General features: G+C 63.9%; 22 protein-coding genes. 5 read left to right on the forward strand and 17 right to left on the reverse strand.

The annotated features are described in order from the left end of the window. Positions 1-37: 37 nt before the first annotated feature. Positions 38-685, reverse strand: coding sequence for a DUF2865 domain-containing protein (locus GGD62_RS35560; RefSeq protein ID WP_183238230.1), 648 nt, complete (start codon positions 683-685; stop codon positions 38-40). Positions 686-702: 17 nt separating this feature from the next. Beyond that, positions 703-1,482, reverse strand: a complete 780-nt coding sequence (locus tag GGD62_RS35565; protein WP_018318755.1) for a L,D-transpeptidase — start codon at positions 1,480-1,482, stop codon at positions 703-705. 209 nt (positions 1,483-1,691) lie between these two features. Between GGD62_RS35565 and GGD62_RS35570 the strand changes: the two genes are divergently transcribed. The 5 genes from GGD62_RS35570 (at position 1,692) to GGD62_RS35590 (ending at position 5,907) form a co-directional block, all read left to right on the forward strand. Further along, on the forward strand, positions 1,692-2,804 hold the full coding sequence (locus tag GGD62_RS35570) for an AI-2E family transporter (RefSeq protein WP_183713068.1): 1,113 nt from the start codon (positions 1,692-1,694) through the stop codon (positions 2,802-2,804). A 78-nt stretch (positions 2,805-2,882) separates the two neighbouring features. Beyond that, positions 2,883-3,254, forward strand: coding sequence for a YqjD family protein (locus GGD62_RS35575; RefSeq protein ID WP_026202065.1), 372 nt, complete (start codon positions 2,883-2,885; stop codon positions 3,252-3,254). A 94-nt stretch (positions 3,255-3,348) separates the two neighbouring features. After that, positions 3,349-3,804, forward strand: coding sequence for a hypothetical protein (locus GGD62_RS35580; RefSeq protein WP_183713071.1), 456 nt, complete (start codon positions 3,349-3,351; stop codon positions 3,802-3,804). Between the two features lie 185 nt (positions 3,805-3,989). Next, complete coding sequence (locus tag GGD62_RS35585; RefSeq protein WP_018318758.1) at positions 3,990-5,132, forward strand: OpgC domain-containing protein; 1,143 nt, start codon at positions 3,990-3,992, stop codon at positions 5,130-5,132. 166 nt (positions 5,133-5,298) lie between these two features. Next, a complete protein-coding gene (locus GGD62_RS35590) occupies positions 5,299-5,907 on the forward strand; it encodes a TetR/AcrR family transcriptional regulator (protein ID WP_179738167.1) in 609 nt (202 codons plus the stop codon). Between the two features lie 37 nt (positions 5,908-5,944). Here the strand turns inward: GGD62_RS35590 and GGD62_RS35595 are convergent, their stop codons facing one another. From GGD62_RS35595 to urtA, 15 genes are all read right to left on the reverse strand, one after another. After that, entirely contained in the window at positions 5,945-7,603 is a 1,659-nt protein-coding gene (locus tag GGD62_RS35595) for an HWE histidine kinase domain-containing protein (protein WP_179738084.1), read from the reverse strand. 294 nt (positions 7,604-7,897) lie between these two features. Continuing rightward, on the reverse strand, positions 7,898-8,521 hold the full coding sequence (ureG, locus tag GGD62_RS35600) for an urease accessory protein UreG (RefSeq protein ID WP_018318761.1): 624 nt from the start codon (positions 8,519-8,521) through the stop codon (positions 7,898-7,900). Between the two features lie 39 nt (positions 8,522-8,560). After that, entirely contained in the window at positions 8,561-9,289 is a 729-nt protein-coding gene (locus GGD62_RS35605; RefSeq protein WP_092254394.1) for an urease accessory protein UreF, read from the reverse strand. Then, positions 9,270-9,920, reverse strand: a complete 651-nt coding sequence (locus tag GGD62_RS35610; protein WP_183713074.1) for an urease accessory protein UreE — start codon at positions 9,918-9,920, stop codon at positions 9,270-9,272. The genes GGD62_RS35605 and GGD62_RS35610 overlap by 20 nt, the downstream gene beginning before the upstream one ends. Positions 9,921-9,934: 14 nt before the next feature. Continuing rightward, positions 9,935-10,234, reverse strand: a complete 300-nt coding sequence (locus GGD62_RS35615; protein ID WP_018318764.1) for a putative quinol monooxygenase — start codon at positions 10,232-10,234, stop codon at positions 9,935-9,937. Positions 10,235-10,361: 127 nt separating this feature from the next. Next, positions 10,362-12,077, reverse strand: coding sequence for an urease subunit alpha (gene ureC / locus GGD62_RS35620; RefSeq protein WP_183713077.1), 1,716 nt, complete (start codon positions 12,075-12,077; stop codon positions 10,362-10,364). Between the two features lie 34 nt (positions 12,078-12,111). Continuing rightward, positions 12,112-12,651: an HD domain-containing protein gene (locus GGD62_RS35625; protein WP_183713079.1), complete on the reverse strand. Its 540-nt coding sequence runs from the start codon at positions 12,649-12,651 to the stop codon at positions 12,112-12,114. A gap of 57 nt (positions 12,652-12,708) precedes the next feature. Beyond that, on the reverse strand, positions 12,709-13,014 hold the full coding sequence (locus GGD62_RS35630; RefSeq protein WP_026202067.1) for an urease subunit beta: 306 nt from the start codon (positions 13,012-13,014) through the stop codon (positions 12,709-12,711). Between the two features lie 111 nt (positions 13,015-13,125). After that, positions 13,126-13,428, reverse strand: a complete 303-nt coding sequence (locus GGD62_RS35635; protein ID WP_007605424.1) for an urease subunit gamma — start codon at positions 13,426-13,428, stop codon at positions 13,126-13,128. Positions 13,429-13,465: 37 nt separating this feature from the next. Further along, positions 13,466-14,296, reverse strand: a complete 831-nt coding sequence (locus GGD62_RS35640; protein WP_183713082.1) for an urease accessory protein UreD — start codon at positions 14,294-14,296, stop codon at positions 13,466-13,468. A gap of 32 nt (positions 14,297-14,328) precedes the next feature. Continuing rightward, a complete protein-coding gene (urtE, locus tag GGD62_RS35645) occupies positions 14,329-15,024 on the reverse strand; it encodes an urea ABC transporter ATP-binding subunit UrtE (protein ID WP_018318770.1) in 696 nt (231 codons plus the stop codon). A gap of 3 nt (positions 15,025-15,027) precedes the next feature. After that, positions 15,028-15,789: an urea ABC transporter ATP-binding protein UrtD gene (gene urtD / locus GGD62_RS35650; RefSeq protein WP_183713085.1), complete on the reverse strand. Its 762-nt coding sequence runs from the start codon at positions 15,787-15,789 to the stop codon at positions 15,028-15,030. 6 nt (positions 15,790-15,795) lie between these two features. Continuing rightward, positions 15,796-16,956 (reverse strand): urea ABC transporter permease subunit UrtC, encoded by a 1,161-nt coding sequence (gene urtC, locus GGD62_RS35655; RefSeq protein WP_018318772.1) that lies wholly within the window; start codon positions 16,954-16,956, stop codon positions 15,796-15,798. Continuing rightward, positions 16,953-18,560, reverse strand: a complete 1,608-nt coding sequence (gene urtB / locus GGD62_RS35660) for an urea ABC transporter permease subunit UrtB (RefSeq protein ID WP_018318773.1) — start codon at positions 18,558-18,560, stop codon at positions 16,953-16,955. The genes urtC and urtB overlap by 4 nt, the downstream gene beginning before the upstream one ends. A gap of 83 nt (positions 18,561-18,643) precedes the next feature. Continuing rightward, the gene (gene urtA / locus GGD62_RS35665) at positions 18,644-19,966 is read right to left on the reverse strand and encodes an urea ABC transporter substrate-binding protein (RefSeq protein WP_026202068.1); all 1,323 of its coding nucleotides are present in this window, start codon (positions 19,964-19,966) and stop codon (positions 18,644-18,646) included. Positions 19,967-20,436 lie beyond the last annotated feature (470 nt).

Raw genomic sequence — 20,436 nt, forward strand, 5'->3', positions numbered from 1 at the left:
GAGGCGGGAACGCGAGGCCCTACGTGAAGCCGCCGCCCTACTCCTTCGCCACCACCGGCACTTGGCGGAATTTGGCGCGCACCGATTCCGGCAGCGGCGAAAAATTCATCGCGACGCCGCGGCGGTCGTTGGCGTTGCGGCTGGCGACCACCAGGCCATCGGCGCCGGCGACGATATCGCCCTTGCGCAGGGTGGGATCGTCCTCGACCTTGACCTGCGCAAGCCCGACCGGATCCTTACCGTTGCAGGTGCAGCCCGCGACAATCTCATTGCGATAGCGGTACGCATTGGGCAATTCGGAATAAGATTTTCCCTTGTCGGTCGTGGCGTCGTCGATGTTGCCGCCATAGACGAGCGAGGTCTCCGACGCCGGGCAGAAGCTCTTGCAGGATTGCGCCTTGCTCTCGGCATCATTGCCCTGCGCCGGGAAGTAGCGGCCGTCGCAGCCGCGCACGCAATAGGCCGTGCCGCCGCCATAGGCGGCGCGTTGCCGGGGGACATCGTAGCGCGGCATGTCATCGTTCGGGAACGGCGTCCGGATCTGTGGAGGCCGCCCTCCGAACGCACCGAACAGCGCCGAGAAGAAATCCTCCGCGTGCGCCGACGGTGCGAATGCAAGACCGGCGGAGACGACGACCATGATCGCCGTACCGCCAGCCACTTTGCCAATCAGGCGTCTGCTCATTTGGCTCACTCTTACTCCTAGTTCACGGCCGACGTCGCGATGTTCAGCGCCTGCCGGCCCGACGGCATCGCCGTCACGGCTGGACGCTTACGCGCGGGGTCGCTGCCTTTGGCCATCAGCGGCGCGTTCTTCGGCAGCACCACGACCTTGGCGCCGACATTGACGCGGCTGAACAGGTCGGTGACGTCCTCGTTGGTCATGCGGATGCAGCCGGAGGAGACGAACTTGCCGATCGTAGAGGGATCGTTGGTGCCGTGGATGCGGTATTCGCTGGAGCCGAGATACATCGCACGCGCCCCGAGCGGGTTGCCGGGACCGCCGGCGACGAAGCGCGGCAGATAGGGCTGGCGCGCAATCATCTCGGCCGGCGGATGCCAGTCCGGCCATTCCGCCTTGCGACTGACACTCTGCACGCCGGACCAGGTGAAGCCTTCGCGGCCGACGCCGACGCCGTAACGGATCGCACGACCATTGCCGAGCACGTAGTAGAGATAGGTGTTGTTGGTATCGATGACGATGGTGCCGGCCGGCTCGCTGCGGTCGAAGCCGACGATCTGCTTGCGCAGACGATCGGGCAGCTGGGCATCCTCGTCCGCCGCCTGCGGCTGCGGCGCTTCATTCACGTAGCCCTGCGCATAACCCTGGTCCTGCGGATATGCCTGCGGCTGCATCGGAGCATAGCCGAATGTCTGCGCGCTCGCGCCATCGAAAGGCACCGTCAGCAGAGCGGTTGCGAAGGCGAAGGCGGTGACGGCGCGCGGCGAGAAGCTGCGACGGACTGCAGAGAACTTTGTCATGTGCTGCCCCGTTGGATGCGTGCATCAGGGTGATGCGCTTGCGAACAAACGCCGCGGGAGCGATACAGGTTCCGGCCCTTCGCGCGGCATCCTTGTCACAGTCAAGCGAGCGCGCGTTCACGAAGCCGCGATGGAACCGCCGCTCGGCTCGCGCATTATCGGCAAATCAATGGGCGCGCGGTGCGAGGCTTCCGTGCGGGAGAAAGATTGTGCGCGTCCTTCCCAGTGAAAGTCTGATTTCCGGCAACAGCGAAGGCAGCCCGCTTCCCGACAGCCATATCGAGCTGCCGCCAGTCATCCGCCGCACAGAATTCGTCGCCTTCGCGCTTGCCGGCTTGTTACTGATTGCGGTCGTTACCGTGCTCTACGTTGGAAGAGCTTTCTTCCTGCCGGTCGTGATGGCCTTCGTCACCGGCACCATGCTGTCGCCGGCGGCGGGCTTTCTGGAGCGGTACAAGGTGCCGCGCAGCGTAGGTGCCGTTCTGATTGTGGTCGCGGGGACCGCCGTGGTCGCCTTCGTGGTGGCGCTGATCGCCTCTCCGGTGATGGAGTGGAGCACGCGCCTGCCGGAGCTCGGCGCGCAACTGAAGGACAAGTTGCACGTGTTCGACCGGCCGCTGGCGCTGTGGCGCGAGCTGCAGACCATGGTCGGCGGATCGGAAGGGCTGCCGAACTTCCAGATGCCGAAAGTCGAGTGGGTGCAGCCGACCCTCGAATTCCTGTCACCGACCTTTACCGAATTCCTGCTATTCTTCGTCACCCTCATCCTGTTCATCGCCAGCTGGCGCGACCTGCGGCGGGCCATGATCATGACCTTTAGCGATCGTGACGCGCGGCTCCGCACGCTCCGGATTCTCAACGAGATCGAGGTACATCTCGGCAACTATCTCCTGACGGTGACCCTCATCAATGTCGGCGTCGGTGTCGGCACCGGTCTCATCTGCGCGCTCACTAAAATGCCCAATCCGGCCGGGCTCGGCGCGCTCGCGGCAACGCTCAACTTCATCCCCATCATCGGGCCGGTCGCGATGTTCGCGGTGCTGGTTGTGGTCGGGTTGGTCGCCTTTCCGACCATCAGCGGCGGTCTGATGGCGGCACTCGCTTTCGGCGGTCTTACCTTTCTGGAAGGACACTTCATCACCCCCACGATCATTGGCAGGCGGCTGGCGCTGAATGCACTAGCAGTCCTGCTCGCGTTGGCCTTCTGGACCTGGATGTGGGGCCCAATGGGCGCATTCCTGTCGTCGCCGCTCCTGATCGTCGCGCTGATCCTGAAGGAGCATCTGTTACCGGCGGATGCGCCGCAGCTTCCGCAGGACTGACCGGTTTCCGCGAACGGAACTTCCCCGACGACGAAACGTTTTCCGGCTATCTCAGCCGTCAACAGTTTGGAGCTCCCGATGTCCACGACCGATGCCGAAGCCGGGATGAAAGACTGGACCGACAAAGCCACCAGAGAACGCCTCGAGAAGGATGTAGCAGCCGTGAAAAGCGATATCGCCGCCCTCACCGACCAGATCACCGACGCGCTCAACACATTTGCCAATTCCACCAGCAAGCAGGCCCGCCGCGGCTATCGTCAGGCGCGCGAGAACATGGATACCGCGCTCGACGACGTGTCAGAGCGCGGCAGTGCAATGATGGGCGCGGCCCAGGAAGCCTACGGCTCGATCGAGGAGACGCTCGAAGACGCGATCACACAGCGGCCGCTTGCGACCGTCGGACTCGCGCTCGGCATCGGCTTTCTGATCGGTGCCGCCTGGCGCCGGTAAGATTTGCGGGACGCGAGTTGAGGCGTCGGCACCGGCGCATTGCCGGTGTCGGCCCTTGATGGTTTGGCTTGCGGGGAACTGAGGAGCGAGGGCCATGTTTCAGCGCATCATCGACGGGATCAGTGCATCCACCGGCACGACGGTGCGGCTGACCTCGCTTGCCGCGGGCGCGGCCTTCGCGCTGTTCGTGACGACGTGCTTCCTTTGCGCGGCCGCCTTCATCTCGGTGCTCGATAAATATGGCCCGGTGCAGGCCTGTCTGGCCGGCGCCGGCATCTTCTTCCTGCTGACGCTGGCAGCGGCAGGTTCTTATTGGGGCTACAAGCGCGAGGTGCAGAAGCGTGCCCGGATCGCGGCCGAGCGCGCCGCCAAGTCGGCAGCGCAGAGCATGCTCGCGGACCCCATGCTGCTCGCCACCGGGCTGCAGATCGTTCGTGCCATCGGGGTCAAGCGACTGCTGCCGATCCTGGCGATCGGAGGCGTCGCCCTCGGCATCATGGCGAGTCGCGCCGGCGTTCCTGACGAGACGTCGGCCGAGCCCGCCGAATAGCGGTAAGAACAGGTTAGAAAATTTCGTTGTAAGTCCTCCGAGCGCATCAATCAGAACGTCCATAAGACACCGCGCAATTTCGCGCCATAACGGCGGATGCCCCCAGCCATCACGCAAACGCTACTCGGATGGGCAGGCAGTTGCCGTTAAAAGTATCACCCTGATTCCCAAAGCTATTTTAATCAATGAAACCGTCCGTTAAGGCGAACCTCGCCGCATTCCATCACGACGCCAGGCTGTATCTGACGCTCGGTATCGCCAACTGGTCGGTGTTCGTCGACCATATCCCGAACAACGTCGTCAATCTGCTGACGCTGCGCAATTTCGGCTTCAGCGGCGCGGCTGACCTGTTCGTGTTCGTCGTGGGCTATGGCGTCGCCATCATCCACGGCCGGATGGAGCTTGAACGGGGTTACCTCGTGGCGGCGACGCGCATCTTCCGCCGCGTCTGGCGACTCTACGCCGCCTATGTCGTGCTGTTCGTGATCTATATCGACACCATCGCCTACGTCGCCTCGCAATCGATGGCGCCGGAGATCATCCACGAATACAACATCTCGGGCATCCTCGAGCACCCGCTGAGGATCCTGGTCCGCGGCCTCGTGCTCCAGGAGGAGCCGCTGAACCTCGACCTCCTGCAGCTGATGATCCCGCTGATGGCCTTCTTTCCGTTCGCGCTGTGGGGCCTGTTGCGGTGGCCGAACCTGACCCTGGCGGCATCGGTCGCGCTGTACCTTGCCGCACGCTGGTTCGACTGGAATTTCCGGGTCTATCCGGACCAGGAATGGACCTTCAATCCGCTCTGCTGGCAGATGCTGATGGTGCTCGGGGGCTGGTTCGCCGTGACAGGCGCGCCCGGACGCGCGCTACGCGACATGCCCTGGCTGCGGATTCTCGCCGGCACCTATCTCGTATTCGCGATGGCCATCACCTTGCTGCGCCATTCGCCGGCAATGTCGGCTTACCTGCCGGACATCCTCCTCGACAGCATCGCGCCGACCGACAAGGAAAACCTTGCGCCCTATCGCGTGCTTCACTTCCTCGCACTCGCCTTTCTGGCGACCCATCTCATTCCGGCCGATCATCCCGGCCTGCAATTGAAGCCGCTGCAGGCGGTCATCAGATGCGGCGAGGAATGGCTCGCCGTGTTCTGCGTCGGGGTATTCCTTTCGTTTGCCGGCCATCTCATCCTGATCACCAGCGCCAATCTGGTGGTGATGCAGATCGTGGTGAGCCTCGCCGGCTTCGCCGCGATGACCGCGGTGGCCTACTACGTCGCCTGGTCGAAGTGGCAGGATCTGCCGAAGGTCTTGCGGCAGCAGACCTAATGCGCGATGCGATGAGGAGGAATCGTCATCGCGCTTTAGGTTCCACGCGAGCCGGGATCCACTTCGCTCGAAAACACTCTGGCCAGAGAATCGTGCGATTCTGCTAGGCCGAAAGCAGCGGCTGCGCTATGCGGAGAAGCTCTGCGTGAGGAGACCGGGCGTGGCGATGGTGAAAAGCGGGGGTGGGGAGACCGAGAGCACGCCCCGGCGCGGCCGGCCTCGGTCGATCGAGACCAGCAACGCGATTCTCGAAAGCGCCTATGCGCTGATGGCTTCGACCGGCCTTGCCGCTACCACCATCGACGCGGTCGCCCGCCACTCCAGCGTCTCCAAGATGACGATCTACAAATGGTGGCCGTCCCGCGAGGCGCTCCTGATCGACGCCTTTCTTCAACATGCCGCGCAGATGCTGCCGCTGCCCCCGGAGGGCTCCGGCAACCCCGCGGCACGCGCCCGCCGCCATGCCGCAGCCTACGCCGAGGCGCTCCAGGGTGAGTTCGGCAAGGTCCAGCTCGCGGTGATCTCCGAATGCATTTCCAAAACCGGCTCGGCCGAGCTGTTCTATGCCCGCTATCTGCAATTCCGTCGTGACGCGCTGGTCGAGATGATCGCGGCAGGCCAGAACGACGGCAGCATCCTGGCCGAAGGGCAGGCTGAGGATCTTTACGACGCGATCTATGGCAGCCTGTTCTATCGCTACGTCTTCGGCATCGCGCCCATCACGCCCGCCTACGCCCGCAATCTGGTCGACCTGGTGTTGCGGCCCAAGGGTTAAGCCCCAAGGGTTAGGCCGAGGCTTAAGCCGGCGGCTTCTATCGCGCGGGCCTCACCGGCGCGGAGATCTTGTCCGTGCGGTCGCGCTCGGTCATGTCGATCACCGTCTCCATCGGCGCGGTCAGCTCGTAGACATAGGAGGCATCGGTAAAATAGCGCTTGGCAGTGCCGCCGAGCGCCTCGGGGGCGACACGGTCGAGCAGGATCAGGCCGAAATCGGAATCGGGGCGGCGGGTCGCCTCGCTGGTGTTGAGCTCCTCCCAGCGGAAATGGAAGACCTCGTCGGCCCCCTCGCCCGTCACCGTCCAACTGGCGGTGATGTGCGGATGTTTTCCAACCAGCGACAGGCCCTCGTCGGAATGTGAGGCGAGTTCGAAGAACAGCAGCGAGAGGCTCTGCGCCGCGCGCGCGCTGACCGCGATATCAGGCCCCGTGACGGCGATGCGGTCGGCATGGGGAATGGCGCGCGCCTCGAACAGGCCCTTCAGCTTGACGCCCTGCCACTGGCTCTCGCTGAGCAGCGAGACCACGTTGGACATGGCATGGATGCGCCCGATCAGAAGCTCGCGGGCGACGTCGATGTCCGAGCCGTGACGCAAGGTGCGCGTCACGATCGACTGGATCACTGCAAGGATATTCTTGACCCGGTGGTTGAGCTCGTCGATCACCGCGGTCAGCCGGCGCTCGAAGCCGATTCTGACCTGGATTTCCCGGCTGAGCCGCAGATTGTTGTAGGCGACATAGCCGAACAGGCCGCACACCATCGCAGTGATCGCAAAGCCGATCGCCGCCACGATGATCGCGGTCTGCTCGGCGCGACGCGCCGAGTTGGTCTTGGCGTAATAACCCAGCTGCCAGTCACGGCCGCCGAAGCTCACCGTGCGCGTCGCCGATGGCGTCGGCCCGTCCGTCGTCGTCATGCGCGTGGAGACGATGCCCTGGTCGTTGGCAACGAGCTCGCCACCTTCCTTGCGCGGGTCCCTGAGCGCGACCGAGAACAACGACATATCGTCATTGGTCAGCATCAGCGAGGCGAGTTCGTAGGAAAACGTGACGAACCCGGCTGGCTCGGTCGCACCCTCGGGAATGACGGGAGCTGCCACAATGATCCCGACCGGCCCGTTGCCGCGCAACAGCGGAATTGGGTCCGAAGCCACCGACCGCTTCTCGAGCCGGGCCCGTGTCAACATAGCGCTGCGAACCTGATCCTGGTCGTAACTACGGCCAGGCAGAGCCTTGGTCTCGTCGCTGCGCGGCTCGAGATCCAACAGCACATCGATCGGCTGGGTGATCTCGGCCGGATTGATCGGCTTGTCGTCAAAGGTGCGGATCTTCGGATTGGGGAAGCCGGCGCCTCCAATGGCGGCCTGCGCCGCCGTAAGCTCGTTCGGCTTCAGCCGGGCGATCCAGCCGGCCACCACGAAATCGGTCTTGAAGGCGTAGATGGCCGAGCGCAGCGGCTCCAGCATGTTCGGCTTGATCACGGATGGTGTGCGGAACAGGCCCGAGGCGACGCGTGCGAGCAGCTCGCGCTCGGTAAGCCGGTCCTGGACCAGACTGGCATGAACGTCGATCGCGCGCGCAAGCGCGATCCGGTCCAGCGCGAGCTCCTGGTCGTGGACGCGATAAGCCGCAAGCCCGGAGAGCAAGGCTCCGAGCAGAGCGATGAAACCGATGATGAAACCCAGCCGGACCACGCGACTACTCAGGCGAAAGCAGGAGGTCGGCAATAAACAAGGAGCATATGAACGCCGCTCGAACGGCCATGTGCCGAAACAGGGTGAACCCCGGTGGCAGAGATAATGAAGGAGGAGGCATCGGTACGCAACTTGGGTCGCCTGGAAAGCTTAATCCGCCCGGCCGATGGTCTGGCCGGGATGAATTGACCGGGCACCGGAGGTAATTAATCGCCGTGTCCGAAATTTGTTCCGTGGCTGCGGCCCGGCCCCAAGGTTAACGGCGAAAAAAGCATGCGCCAAGTCGTCGCGCTGTCAGCCCGTCCGTTTCAGGCCGCCTTTGGCCTCGATGAAGCCGACAATGCGGTCAAGGCCCTCGCTCTTCTTCAGATTGGTCATGACGAAGGGACGCTCGCCGCGCATGCGCCTGGCGTCGGTGTCCATCTTCTCCAGGGAGGCGCCGACATGAGGGGCGAGGTCGATCTTGTTGATGACCAGCAGGTCGGACCGGGTGATGCCGGGGCCGCCCTTGGACGGGATCTTGTCGCCGGCGGCCACGTCGATGACGTAGATGGTCAGGTCGGCCAGCTCCGGGGAAAAAGTGGCAGCGAGATTGTCGCCGCCGGACTCGATCAGCACGAGATCGAGCCCCGGAAACTTGGCGCGCATGTCCGCCACCGCGGCGAGATTCATCGAGGCATCCTCGCGGATCGCGGTGTGCGGGCAGCCGCCGGTCTCGACGCCGGCAATGCGGTCCGGCGTCAGCGAGCCCGAACGCACCAGAAACTCGGCATCCCATTTGGTGTAGATGTCGTTGGTGATCGCGGCGATGTCATAGCGCTCGCGCATGGTCTTGCAGAGCAGGTCCATCAGCGCGGTCTTGCCCGATCCGACCGGACCGCCGACGCCGACACGCAAGGGGCCGTGAGATTTAGACATGTGATTTGCTCGCTCTCGATGGTGAGGGCTGCGCCGCTCTCACGAGCGGAACAGCCGTGTATATTGTGTCTCGTGCCGCAGGCTGGCGAGGTCGGCGCGGAAGGTCGCGCTGCCGAGATCGTCCAATGTCGCACTCAGCGCACGATTCGCAGTCGAGGCCACCGCGGCTTCCAGCCTCACCAGCACGCGCTGGCTGTCGGTCTGGCCGAGCGGAATGAGGCGGCTGGCCGCGGAAATCCAGTTCGAGACGACAGCATGCAGGAAGGCGTGCAGCGTCGGCGCCAGCGGCACGCCGTGCATTGCGGCAACCACACCGACCGCGACCGGATAAACCGGTGGCGCGCGGCATGCCGCAACCATGGCATCCAGCCCATCGGCATCCCACGCGGCGCGGGCAATGTCGATGAAGGCGCGGCCCTGCGAGCTCGTCTCCAATTGCCGCTCGCGCGAGGGCACCATTGCTGCGGCGAGCTCGGCGATATCGCGCAAGGTCGCATCTTCGCCCTTCTCAGCAGCACGATAGGCATGCACCAGAAACGTCGCGTCGCAAAAGCCGGAGCCGTCGCCGAGCATTGCGTCGAGCCAGTCGGCCAGCGTGGCCGTATCGACGATGTCGCCCGCCTCGACCGCCCATTCGATGCCGCTGGAATAGGAGAAGCCGCCGACCGGGAATGCCGGCGACAGCCAGGTCATCAGCCGGTACAGCGCCGCCGCCTCGCCCTCGGCGAGGCCGCCGGCGCTGACCGGCTCATTTGTGGTCATGAGCATGCTTGTGGCCGTGGTGATGGTCGGGATGGTCGCAATGCTCGTCGTGGTGATGGTGATGATCGTGCCCATGATCATGCGCGGCATGATCATGGTGTTGGTGGTCATGAGCGTGATGATCATGGCCGTGGTGATCGTGACCATGGTCATGATGATGCCCGTGATCATGATGCGCATGATCGTCATGGCCATGCGCGTGGCCGGCATCCGCATAGGCGCCGCCTTCGGGATCAAACGGCGCGTCGATCTCGATCACGCGCGCGCCGAGGCCCTTCACCATCGCCTCGATGACGTGATCGCGGCGAATGCGCAGGGCCTTGGCCATGATCTGCGTCGGCAGATGACGGTTGCCGAGGTGCCAGCCGACGCGGATGAGGTGATGCGGATCGCGGCCGCGGATTTCCAGCAACGGCTCGGGCGCCGCGACCACTTCGACCAGCCGGCCGTCCTCCAGCACCAGCGCATCGCCGCCGCGCAGTGCGACGGCCTGCTCCAGGTCGAGCAGGAATTCGAGACCTCGCGTTCCCGTCATCGCCATGCGGCGGCGGTGACGGTCGTCGAAATCGAGCACCACCGTATCCGCCGGCGCTTCCGTGAAGCGGTGCTGTCCCCTGACCTGCGTCGCCCGGATCATGCGCTTTTACCCCGTTACCTTGTCTCGACCTTCTCGGGCGTGATCACCTCGATCTTCGGCGGTGCCGTGAAGCACTTGACCGCCACGCGACCGAACGTCTTCATGTGCTCCATGCCACGATGCGGCACCAGCGCTTCGGCGTTCTCCCACTGCTCGACGAACACCATCTTGGCAGGATCGGTGACGCTTTCATGCAGATCATAGGCGATATTGCCGGGCTCCTTCCGCGTCTCCTTGATGCAGGCGGTGGCGGCTGCAATGAATTCGGCGCGCGTCTCGGGCTTGATGGTCAGGGTGGCAACGACATAGATCACGAGAAATCCTCCCGGCTTTTCTTCTGGGTTACGATACCGGGCGGGACATTAGACCAGGCGGGATCGAACGCAAAACCGTAAAAGCCGCCCCCGGACGCTTGCCGGGGACATGCGTCGAGGCGCTATTTCAGTACATGAAATATCGCTGCGCCATCGGCAGCACCTCGGCGGGTGCGCAAGTGAGCAATTCGCCGTCGGCGCGGACCTCATAGGTCTCCGGATCGACCTCGATATTGGGCGTGGCGTCGTTGTGGATCATGCTCTTCTTCGAGATCTTGCCGCGGGTATTCTGGACCGCATAGAGCTTCTTCTCGATGCCGAGCTTTCGCGCGAGACCGCCGGTGATCGCGGCCTTCGAGGTGAACACCACGGACGATGCCGTGCGCGCCTTGCCGAAGGCGCCGAACATCGGCTGGTAATGCACCGGCTGCGGCGTCGGGATCGAGGCGTTGGGATCGCCCATCGGAGCTGCGACGATGGTGCCGCCCTTGACGATGCAATCCGGCTTGACGCCGAAGAAGGCCGGCGACCACAGCACGAGATCGGCGAGCTTGCCCTTCTCGACCGAGCCGATCAGCTTCGACACGCCGTGCGCGATCGCGGGATTGATGGTGTATTTGGCGATGTAGCGCTTGACGCGGAAATTGTCGTTGTCCTTGCCCTTGTCCTGCGGCAGTGACCCGCGCTGCTTCTTCATCTTGTCCGCGGTCTGCCAGGCCCGGATGATGACCTCGCCGAGCCGGCCCATCGCCTGCGAGTCCGACGACATCATCGAGAGCGCGCCGAGATCGTGCAAAATGTCTTCCGCAGCGATGGTCTCCTTGCGGATACGACTCTCGGCGAATGCCAGATCCTCCGCGATCGAGGGATCGAGGTGGTGGCACACCATCAGCATGTCCAGATGCTCGTCGATGGTGTTGCGCGTGAAGGGCCGGGTCGGGTTGGTCGAGGACGGCAGCACGTTCTTGAGCCCTGCGACCTTGATGATATCTGGGGCGTGACCACCGCCGGCGCCCTCGGTGTGGAAGGCATGGATGGTGCGGCCCTTGAAGGCCTTGATCGTATCCTCGACGAAGCCGGATTCGTTCAGCGTGTCGGTGTGGATCATCACCTGGATGTCGTGAGCATCGGCGACCGAGAGGCAGTTGTCGATCGCGGCCGGCGTCGTGCCCCAGTCCTCGTGCAGCTTCAGCGCGCAGGCGCCGGCCTTGATCATCTCGACCAGGGCGGCGGGCCGCGAGGCGTTGCCCTTGCCGGAGATGCCGAGATTGACCGGGAAGGCATCGAACGACTGGATCATCCGCCCCATGTGCCACGGTCCCGGCGTACAGGTGGTCGCGAAGGTGCCATGCGACGGGCCGGTGCCACCGCCCAGCATCGAGGTGACGCCAGACATCAGCGCGTGCTCGATCTGCTGCGGGCAGATGAAATGGATGTGGCTGTCGAAGCCGCCGGCGGTGAGGATCTTGCCCTCACCCGCGATCACGTCGGTGCCGGGACCGATGATGATGGTGACGCCCGGCTGGATGTCGGGATTGCCGGCCTTGCCGATCGCCGAAATCATGCCGTCCTTGATCGCGACGTCGGCCTTGACGATGCCCCAGTGATCGACGATCAGCGCATTGGTGATGACGGTGTCGGCCGCGCCCTGCTTGTTGGTGACCTGCGACTGCCCCATGCCGTCGCGGATCACCTTGCCGCCGCCAAACTTCACCTCCTCGCCATAAATGGTGAAATCCTTCTCGACCTCGATGATGAGGTCGGTGTCGGCCAGCCGCACCCTGTCGCCGGTGGTCGGGCCGAACATGTCGGCATAGACGGAACGCTTTATTTTGACGGACATCACAAGCCCCGTTTGCGTTTGATTGTTTGGTGACTCACAGCAAGGCCTTCGCTGCTTTCACGGCATCATCGAATTTCGTATCGAGCCACGCATTGCCGCCGCGGCAGCCGGCCACCACCTGCTCGGCCCAATCGCTGTAGTCGGCGAGGTCGTCACGCTCTTCGGTGGTCGGATCCGTATGAATGCGCGCGCCGATGTTGCTGATCTTGTCGGCGATCTTGATCAGCTTGGCGCCCGGCGATTTGTGCGGAGCGTCCTCGATTTGCTTCTGCCGCCGCTCGGCCTTCGGCAGGCTCATGTCATCTGTACACTCCGCGACCAGCGAGGCAACGCCCTCGGAAAGTCGCTGCGCCAGCTCCTTGCGCGTGGTGTCGGTATCCTCGATCGAATCATGCAGCCAGCCGGCCGCGACCAGCTCGGCATCGGCGCCGTCAGTCGCGGTCGCGAGCAGGTTGGCGACCTCGGCGAGATGATTGATGTAGGGCTCATTGCCGCGTCCCTTGCGCACCATGCCGTTATGGCGGCGCGCGGCGAGCTCGGCGGCTTCAGAGATGAGGCGGATGGGTGAGAGCATGGGAAATACCTCCGTTTCCGCCTCAACCGTGCCGCGCCGCGCTCGTTCCTGCTAAGATCACAGCTTCCCCATGACGTCGCCGCGGAAGCCGTAGATCGTCTTCTTCCCCGCCATGGCGACGAGCTGCACGTCACGGGTCTGGCCGGGTTCGAAGCGGACGGCAGTGCCGGCGGCGATGTCGAGGCGCATGCCGCGGGCCTTCTTGCGGTCGAATTTCAGCGCGGGGTTGGTCTCGAAGAAATGGTAGTGCGAGCCGACCTGGATCGGACGGTCGCCGGTGTTGGCGACCGTCAGCGTCACGGTCTTGCGGCCGGCATTGAGCTCGATCTCGCCGTCCTGGATGAAGAGTTCGCCGGGGATCATTCTATCCTCCTCGTCGTTCCGGGGCTCGCGCAGCGAGAAGGCCGGGATCTCGATCAACAATCTCTGGATTCCGGGTTCGCCCTGCGGGCGCCCCGGAATGACGAATTCGAATTACCTGATCGGCTCGTGCACGGTGACGAGCTTGGTGCCGTCCGGAAATGTCGCCTCGACCTGGATGTCGTGGATCATCTCGGGAATGCCCGGCATCACCTGGTCGCGGGTGAGGACCTGCGCGCCGGATTGCATCAGCTCGGCGACGGTGCGGCCGTCGCGTGCGCCTTCGAGGATGAAATCGGAGATGATGGCGATCGCCTCGGGATGGTTGAGCTTGACGCCGCGGTCCAGCCGACGGCGGGCCACGATGGCCGCCATCGAGATCAGAAGCTTGTCCTTTTCGCGGGGAGACAGGTTCATGAAGAATCTCTTCCGTTCAACACGTCAATTCAGCCGGTCAGTTCAGCCAGAGTCGCGGCAGGGCCGTTCCAGTGCGCGCCAGCACGGCCATCATGTCGGCCCGCAACCGCGCCGCATCTTGGGCACAGAACCGGGCCATTGCAAAGCCATTCCACGCGGAGATTCCGACCTCGCCGGAGAATGAGTCCGAGGCCTCGCGAATGCGCTCGACCAAAGCCTCGTCACCGGGCACGATCAGCGCCGTGCCGATCGCGGCACCGCCTTTGGCGACGGCTGATCGCCCAAGTTTTGCGCCGATATTGCCGTCGAGCCTGATGGTCTCGGCAAACACCAGCCTGCCGCCACGCCGCAGCCGCCAGCGGTCGACAAACTCGCCCTGCTCCATCCGCTCGCCCATGGCAGTGCGGCCGAACACGACGATCTCGCAGAGCAGCAGCGAGGCGGCATCATCAAGCTCGATATCGAAGCGGCGATGAACCCGGGCGCGATCGAACAGGATGGTCTCCTGGGGCAGCCAGGACAGATGCGCGCCCGCGTCGGCCTTCAAGGAAATATTGAGCCGCGCTGCCGCTCCCGGCGCGCGATAGACCTTTTCGGCGGCCGCGGTCGTCAGCGTCAGCCGCGAGCCCTGGCCCGCCGCGATGTCGATCTCAAAACTGTCCCCGCCGGCGACGCCGCCGGCAGTGTTGACGAACACGCCGGAGAGCCCCTCGCCTTCAGGTGAGGGAAAGCGCACGCGCAGCGAGCCGGATTCATGCAAGACGCCGCGCCGCGTCACGCCGTCACGTGCGTGCACGTCGAAGCGCACCGCGCCGCGGGCACGGTTTGCCTCGAAAACTCCTGACGTGACCGAAACGTCGCTGCGCATCCGCCTCCCCCAGCCGGTCGCGGCAGAACGGCTTACAGCGCCATCTGGCGGCTGATCTCGCTCGCGTCCAAATTGGCGCGATCGCAGGTGAATTTCACCGCGCCGCGATCCATCACGGCAAAACTGTCGCCGAGTTCGCAAGCAAAGTCGAGGTATTGTTCGACCAGCACGATGGCGATGTTGCCGAGGTTGCGCAAATAGGAGATGGCGCGGCCGATGTCCTTGATGATCGAGGGCTGGATGCCCTCGGTCGGCTCGTCGAGCAGCAGCAATTTCGGCCGCATCACCAGCGCGCGACCGATCGCGAGCTGTTGCTGCTGGCCACCGGAGAGATCGCCGCCGCGCCGGCCGAGCATGGATTGCAGCACGGGGAAGAGCGAGAACACGTCGTCGGGAATGTGCTTGTCCTCGCGCTTGAGCGGACCGAAGCCGGTCTTGAGGTTTTCCTCGACCGTCAGCAGCGGGAAGATCTCGCGGCCCTGCGGCACGAAGCCGATGCCCTTGCGCGCCCGCTCATAGGGCTTGAGGCCGGTGATGTCGCTGCCGTCGAGCACGATCGCGCCCGACGAGATCGGGTACTGCCCGACCATCGCGCGCAAGAGCGAGGTCTTGCCGACGCCGTTGCGCCCGAGCACGCAGGTCACCTTGCCCGGCTCGGCCGAGATCGAGACGCCGCGCAGCGCCTGCGCCGCGCCGTAGAACAGATTGATATCCTTGACTTCAAGCATCGCTCAGCGTCCCAGATAGACTTCGATGACCCGCTCGTTGGATGAAACCTGGTCGATGGTTCCTTCGGCGAGCACGGTGCCTTCGTGCAGACAGGTGACCTTGACGCCGAGCTCGCGCACAAAGGTCATGTCGTGCTCGACCACCATCACGGTGTGGGTCTTGTTGATCTCCTTCAGCAGCTCGGCCGTGAGATGCGTCTCGACGTCGGTCATCCCTGCAACGGGCTCGTCGACGAGGAGCAGTTTCGGGTCCTGCGCCAGCAGCATGCCGATCTCCAGCCACTGCTTCTGACCGTGGCTGAGGCTGCCGGCAAGGCGATTACGGGCTTCGGTGAGACGGATCGTCTCCAGCACCTTGTCGATGCGCTCGGACTCGACCTTGCTGCCGCGCCAGAACAGCGTGCCCTTGACGCTATGGTCGACATTGAGCGCGAGCAGGAGGTTGTCCTGCACGGTCTGGCTCTCGAACACGGTCGGTTTCTGGAACTTGCGGCCGATGCCGAGCTCGGCGATGCGGGTCTCGTCGAGCCGCGTCAGATCCGTGACGCCGTCGAACAGAACCGTGCCCTCGTCGGGTTTGGTCTTGCCGGTGATGATGTCCATCATCGTGGTCTTGCCGGCGCCGTTCGGGCCGATGATGGCGCGCATCTCGCCGGGCTCGAGCGTCAGCGACAGATTGTTGATGGCGTGGAAGCCGTCGAACGAGACGTGCACGCCGTCGAGATAGAGCATTGCGGAGGTTGCGCGGTTGTCCATGACGTTCATTTGCGCCTACTCCGCCATCTTGGGTTCGGTGACGCCGTCCTCGGCCGCAGCGCTCGCGGCGTTGCGTTTATCTTTCGACGAGTCCCACCAGGCGTTGAAGGTGCCGACGATGCCCTTGGGCAGCAGCAACGTCACCAGGATGAACAGCGCACCCAGCATGAACAGCCAGTACGGCGCGAGCATGCCCGAGGTGAAAAACGTCTTGGCGTAGTTGACGACGACGGCGCCAAGCGCGGCACCGACCAGCGTGCCGCGGCCGCCGACCGCGACCCAGATCACCGCCTCGATCGAATTGCCGGGCGCGAATTCGCTTGGGTTGATGATGCCGACCTGCGGCACGTAGAGCGCGCCGGCGACCCCGGCCATGCAGGCCGACACCGTGAACACGAACAGCTTGTAGGATTCGACGCGGTAGCCGAGGAAGCGCGTGCGCGATTCCGCGTCACGCACCGCGATCAGCACCTTGCCGAGCTTGGAGGAGACGATGGCGCGGCAGATCAGAAAGCCTGCGATCAGCGCCAGACAGCTCAGCGCGAACAACGCCGCGCGGGTGCCTTCCGCCTGGACGTTGAAGCCCAGGATGTCCTTGAAGTCGGTCAAGCCGTTATTGCCGCCGAAGCCGAAGTCGTTGCGGAAGAAGGCGAGCAGCAGCGCATAGGTCATCGCCTGCGTGATGATCGACAGATACACGCCGGTGACGCGGGAGCGAAAGGCAAGCCAGCCGAAGCAGAAGGCGAGCAGGCCGGGCACGACCAGCACCATCAGCGCTGCGAACCAGAACATGTCGAAGCCGTACCAGTACCAGGGCAGCTTCTGCCAGTTCAGGAACACCATGAAGTCGGGCAGGATCGGATTGCCGTAGACGCCGCGGGCGCCGATCTGCCGCATCAGGTACATCCCCATCGCGTAGCCGCCAAGCGCAAAGAACGCGCCGTGGCCGAGCGAGAGGATGCCGCAATAGCCCCAGATCAGATCGATCGCGAGCGCCAGGATCGCGTAGCAGACATATTTGCCCCAGAGCGCGACGAGATAGGTCGGCACCTGCAGGAACGAGCCCGCGGGCAGCAGCAGGTTGGAGAGCGGGATCAGGATGCCGCAAGCTGCGACGACGGCAAGGAAGATCGTCGCGCCGCGGTCCAGCGATCGCGTCAGCATGTGAGGGGTCATGCTTCCACCGCACGGCCCTTGAGCGCGAACAGTCCGCGCGGGCGCTTTTGAATGAACAGGATGATGAGAACCAGGATAGCGATCTTGCCGAGCACGGCGCCGGCGACCGGCTCCAGGAACTTGTTGGCGATGCCGAGCGTGAAGGCGCCGACCAGCGTGCCCCAGAGATTGCCGACGCCGCCGAACACCACGACCATGAAGCTGTCGATGATGTAGCTCTGGCCGAGATTGGGACTGACATTGTCGATCTGCGACAGCGCCACGCCGGCGATGCCGGCAATGCCGGAGCCGAGCCCGAAGGTCAGCGCGTCGACGCGCGAGGTGGCGATGCCCATCGAGGCCGCCATGCGGCGGTTCTGCGTCACCGCGCGCATCTCGAGGCCGAGCGCGGTGTAGCGCAGCATCGCGAGCAGGATCGCGAACACGGCCAGCGTGAACACGAGGATCCAGAGCCGGTTATAGGTGATGGTGATCTGGCCGAGCTCGAAAGCGCCGCTCATCCAGGAGGGATTGCCGACCTCGCGGTTGGTCGGACCGAACATGGTGCGCACCGCCTGCTGCAGCACCAGCGACAGACCCCAGGTCGCGAGTAGCGTCTCCAGCGGACGCCCGTAGAGGAAACGGATGATGCTGCGCTCGATCAGCACGCCGATCGCGCCGGCGACGACAAATGCCAGCGGCACCGCGATCAGCAGCGAATAATCGAACAGGCCGGGATAGCGGGTGCGGATCACCTCCTGCACCACGAAGGTGGTGTAGGCGCCGATCATTACCATCTCGCCATGCGCCATGTTGATCACGCCCATCACGCCAAAGGTGATGGCGAGCCCGATCGCGGCGAGCAGCAGCACCGAGCCGAGCGAGAGGCCGTACCAGGCATTCTGCACCATGGACCAGATCGCGAGCGAATTCTGGATCGAGCCGATCGCGCTCGTAGCGGCCTTGGTCACCGACGCCGGCTGGTCGCCCATGCCTGTGAGCAGGGCCAGCGCCTCCTGGTCGCCGCGCCCCTTGAGGGTGGCCACCGCCTCCAGCTTCTCGACCTCGCTGGCGTCCGACTTGAACAGCAGGATGGCCGCGCGGGCGTCGCCGAGCGCAGCCTTGACGGACCTGTTGGTTTCCTTGGCGAGCGCGGCATCGACCGGCTCGAGCGCGGTCTCCTCATGCGACTTGAAGACGGATTGCGCGGCCTGCAGCCGTGTTCCGACGTCCGGCGACTGGAGCGTCAGGCTGCCGAGAGCTGCGTCGACGCTGCGGCGCAGGCGGTTGTTGAGGCGGACTGCGCTCGCGCTGTCGGGAACGCTCGCCACCGCCTGGCCGGTCGCGGCGTCGATCGACTTACCGTCGGTACCGGTGACGTAAACCTTCTTGCTGTCAGGGTCGGCCATCAGGCGGCCGTCCTGAAGCGCACTGATGATGGGGAAAGCCAGCGGATTGCCGCTGCTTGCGACCACGCCGATCGCCTCGTCCGTATCGGAATAATCATCGTTGGCGAATTTGGCGACCGCATCCTCGAACGGACCGGCGAAGGCCGGCAACGCGAACGCGATCAGGAACAACGAGAGCGCAAGCGAGCAGAGGCGCGCGGACAAATGGGCTGGCACTGTGAATGACCCCGGCAGAAATGAGTGGAGAAGGCGGCGGGATCGCCGCCTTCTCCGGGCGTGTATGGCGTGTCAGATCCGGGTCAGGAGCCCGAACCGAGGCACTTGTTGGTCTTGGTGTTGAAGTTGCCGCACTTCTTGCCGACCCAGTCGCCGACCAGGTCCTTCGAGCCGTCGAGCTCCTTCGACCAGGCATCGCCCGCGACGAGACCCGGGGTCTTCCAGACCACGTCGAACTGGCCGTTGCCCTTGATCTCGCCGATGAACACCGGCTTGGTGATGTGGTGGTTCGGCAGCATCTTCGACACGCCGCCGGTCAGGTTCTTGGCTTCGATGCCCGGGAGAGCGTCGATCACCTTGTCCGGATCGGTCGACTTCACCTTCTCGACCGCCTTGACCCACATGTCGAAGCCGATCACGTGCGCTTCCATCGGATCGTTGGTCACGCGCTTCGGATTCTTGGTGTAGGCCTGCCATGCCTTGATGAACTTCTCGTTCTCCGGCGACTTGATCGACTGGAAGTAGTTCCAGGCCGCGAGATGGCCGACCAGCGGCTTGGTGTCGATGCCGGCGAGCTCTTCTTCGCCCACCGAGAACGCGACGACCGGGATGTCCTTTGCCTTGATGCCCTGGTTGCCGAGCTCCTTGTAGAAGGGAACGTTGGCGTCGCCGTTGATGGTCGAGACCACGGCGGTCTTCTTGCCGGCCGAGCCGAACTTCTTGATGTCGGCCACGATCGTCTGCCAGTCGGAGTGACCGAACGGCGTGTAGTTGATCATGATGTCTTCCTGGGCGACACCCTTCGACTTCAGATAGGCTTCCAGGATCTTGTTGGTGGTACGCGGATAAACGTAGTCGGTGCCCGCGAGCACCCAGCGCTTCACCTTCTCGTCCTTCATCAGGTAGTCGACGGCGGGGATTGCCTGCTGGTTCGGCGCCGCACCCGTGTAGAACACGTTGCGCTCGCTCTCCTCACCCTCGTACTGCACGGGGTAGAACAGGATGTTGTTCAGCTCCTTGAAGACGGGGAGCACCGACTTGCGCGACACCGAGGTCCAGCAGCCGAACACGACCGAGACCTTGTCCTTGGTGATCAGCTCGCGCGCCTTTTCGGCGAACAGCGGCCAGTTCGACGCGGGGTCGACGACGACGGCCTCGAGCTTCTTGCCGAGAACGCCGCCCTTCTTGTTCTGCTCGTCGATCAGGAAAAGGATGGTGTCCTTCAGCGTGGTTTCGCTGATGGCCATGGTGCCGGAAAGGGAGTGCAGCACGCCGACCTTGATGGTGTCATCCGCGGCCTTGGCGCCAGTCAATGAAGCCAGACCGAGCACCAGTCCGGCGGTCGCGGCGAGTACACCGCGGCGGCTAAATGACGCCGCTATATCGTGAGTGGATTTGCTAAACATGAGTGTCTCATCTCCCTGACGCAGACGTGAAAAACGCTGCGAAACGGCCCCACGGCCGCCTGCGATTAACGGATTCGCAAGAACCATGCCATGGACTGAGCACCCACCAACCAGTTGGTTCTGCTGACAAAATTTGCCGAAATCAAAGTGTCCCGACCTCGAACCAGCCCAAAACATGAGCAATCCAAATGTATGCCAAAGCGGCAGGCTGGTCATTCTCTGAGCAAAATGCCCTTTCTGGCTAAATTTCCGGCATAACTATTTCTGCACCGCAACCGGCCTTTTTGGACGAGCTGCCTTGAAAGCGCCCCCTCGATGTTCCATATGAGCGGCCGAGACCTCTTGCGAATCAAGCGGTCGTCGCGAGCCGCGTGTTCTTAAGCCCTTACGGGCCTCTGGCTTGCCCCATATCTCCCAAGCCATCCGACACCCCAAACACGCAGGTGTCTTCTCGACACCCTTTTGCGTGC

The organism is Bradyrhizobium sp. ERR14 (assembly GCF_014198235.1).
GTDB lineage: Bacteria > Pseudomonadota > Alphaproteobacteria > Rhizobiales > Xanthobacteraceae > Bradyrhizobium.

What these genes read in the sequence shown, in the direction of transcription:
- GGD62_RS35580 (WP_183713071.1), top strand. Translation starts at nt 3,349, where the DNA reads ATGTTTCAGCGCATCATCGACGGGATCAGTGCATCCACCGGCACGACG.
- GGD62_RS35575 (WP_026202065.1), top strand. Translation starts at nt 2,883, where the DNA reads ATGTCCACGACCGATGCCGAAGCCGGGATGAAAGACTGGACCGACAAA.
- GGD62_RS35565 (WP_018318755.1), bottom strand. Translation starts at nt 1,482, where the DNA reads ATGACAAAGTTCTCTGCAGTCCGTCGCAGCTTCTCGCCGCGCGCCGTC.
- GGD62_RS35625 (WP_183713079.1), bottom strand. Translation starts at nt 12,651, where the DNA reads ATGCTCTCACCCATCCGCCTCATCTCTGAAGCCGCCGAGCTCGCCGCG.
- GGD62_RS35585 (WP_018318758.1), top strand. Translation starts at nt 3,990, where the DNA reads ATGAAACCGTCCGTTAAGGCGAACCTCGCCGCATTCCATCACGACGCC.
- GGD62_RS35610 (WP_183713074.1), bottom strand. Translation starts at nt 9,920, where the DNA reads ATGATCCGGGCGACGCAGGTCAGGGGACAGCACCGCTTCACGGAAGCG.
- GGD62_RS35605 (WP_092254394.1), bottom strand. Translation starts at nt 9,289, where the DNA reads ATGCTCATGACCACAAATGAGCCGGTCAGCGCCGGCGGCCTCGCCGAG.
- GGD62_RS35640 (WP_183713082.1), bottom strand. Translation starts at nt 14,296, where the DNA reads ATGCGCAGCGACGTTTCGGTCACGTCAGGAGTTTTCGAGGCAAACCGT.
- ureC (WP_183713077.1), bottom strand. Translation starts at nt 12,077, where the DNA reads ATGTCCGTCAAAATAAAGCGTTCCGTCTATGCCGACATGTTCGGCCCG.
- urtA (WP_026202068.1), bottom strand. Translation starts at nt 19,966, where the DNA reads ATGTTTAGCAAATCCACTCACGATATAGCGGCGTCATTTAGCCGCCGC.
- urtD (WP_183713085.1), bottom strand. Translation starts at nt 15,789, where the DNA reads ATGAACGTCATGGACAACCGCGCAACCTCCGCAATGCTCTATCTCGAC.
- GGD62_RS35630 (WP_026202067.1), bottom strand. Translation starts at nt 13,014, where the DNA reads ATGATCCCCGGCGAACTCTTCATCCAGGACGGCGAGATCGAGCTCAAT.
- urtE (WP_018318770.1), bottom strand. Translation starts at nt 15,024, where the DNA reads ATGCTTGAAGTCAAGGATATCAATCTGTTCTACGGCGCGGCGCAGGCG.
- ureG (WP_018318761.1), bottom strand. Translation starts at nt 8,521, where the DNA reads ATGTCTAAATCTCACGGCCCCTTGCGTGTCGGCGTCGGCGGTCCGGTC.
- GGD62_RS35560 (WP_183238230.1), bottom strand. Translation starts at nt 685, where the DNA reads ATGAGCAGACGCCTGATTGGCAAAGTGGCTGGCGGTACGGCGATCATG.
- urtC (WP_018318772.1), bottom strand. Translation starts at nt 16,956, where the DNA reads ATGACCCCTCACATGCTGACGCGATCGCTGGACCGCGGCGCGACGATC.
- GGD62_RS35635 (WP_007605424.1), bottom strand. Translation starts at nt 13,428, where the DNA reads ATGAACCTGTCTCCCCGCGAAAAGGACAAGCTTCTGATCTCGATGGCG.
- GGD62_RS35590 (WP_179738167.1), top strand. Translation starts at nt 5,299, where the DNA reads ATGGTGAAAAGCGGGGGTGGGGAGACCGAGAGCACGCCCCGGCGCGGC.